2 protein-coding genes are annotated in these 1132 nt (G+C 65.8%); both read left to right on the top strand.

Going from position 1 to position 1132, the window contains the following annotated elements:
• Positions 1–908: ABC transporter substrate-binding protein (locus EOA27_RS37480; protein ID WP_127258842.1), on the top strand; the 908-nt coding region annotated here is incomplete at its 5' end.
• Between the two features lie 15 nt (positions 909–923).
• Positions 924–1132 (top strand): ATP-binding cassette domain-containing protein (locus tag EOA27_RS37475; protein WP_127258840.1); only part of this gene is annotated, 209 nt, incomplete at its 3' end.

Below are 1132 nucleotides of genomic sequence, written 5' to 3'. Positions count from 1 at the left end.
GCCAGAAATTCCTCGATGCCGGCGCGCAGGTCATCACCGGCGTGCCGTTCCCGGATGCGCTGATCCCGATGGCGCAGACCGCTCAGCCCTATGGCGCCACCGTGTTCTCGGCGCCGAACACGCAGCTCGAAATGCAGCAGGCCGGGCTCGACAATTTCATCGCCGGGGCGGTGCCCGATCCGATCAACGCCTCAGCCACCGCCAACGCGCTTTACGGCAAGGGCGCGCGGACCGTGGCGCTGATGGTGTCGCCCGATGCCGGTTCCTACTCGGAGAAGCTGCCGGAGTGGTTCGGCGAGGTGTTCGAGCATCTCGGCGGCAAGGTGGTCGGCAAGTTCAACTATTCCTACGGCACCACCGACTGGTCGCCGCAGATCGCCTCGATCAAGGCGCTGCCGCAGAAGCCGGACGCCATCCATATCTGCGCCGTGCTGCCCGATGTCGGCATCCTGATCCGGCAATTGCGCGCCAACGGCTATGATGGCTGGGTGGCCGGCTGCGACGCTTTCGACGACAAGTCGCTGGAAGGCACCGTCGGCGATCCGAAGTCGCTGGAAAAGGTGATGTTCGCGACCCATGGCGCGACCGGCGTCGACGGCCCGATCGACAAATTCCTCGCCCAGTGCAAGGCCGATGGCTACAAGATCAACGGCATCTTCGACGCGCTCGGCGCCGACATGGTGCAGATCAGCTATGAAGCGGCGAAGAAGGCCGGCACCGTCGACCCCGCCGCCTTGCGCGAAGCGATCCGCGCTCCCGGCGGTTATCCGGGCACCACAGCGCCGACGATCTCCTTTGCCGAGAAGAAGGGCTATCCGGTGAAGGCCGTTCCGGTGATGGGCTTTGCCGACGGCAAGCGGGTGCTGATCACCGACACGCCGCCGACCTTCGTTCCGGCACTGAACTAAGCGGGGCGGGAGGACGTGCTAAAGGTCGAGAAGCTTGTCGTGCGCTATGGCGCCGTCATGGCGGTGCGCGAGCTGTCGTTGGAAGTCGGGCAGGGCGAGCTGGTCGCCCTGCTCGGACCCAACGGCGCCGGCAAGAGCTCGACCATCAACGCGCTGACCGGGCTGGTCACGCCGGCTTCGGGGCGTATCGTGCTTGACGGCAAGGACATCTCGCATGTCCGCAC

This window comes from Mesorhizobium sp. M2A.F.Ca.ET.037.01.1.1 (assembly GCF_003998075.1).
Taxonomy (GTDB): Bacteria; Pseudomonadota; Alphaproteobacteria; order Rhizobiales; family Rhizobiaceae; genus Mesorhizobium.
This window is presented reverse-complemented; position numbering and strand designations above follow the sequence as displayed.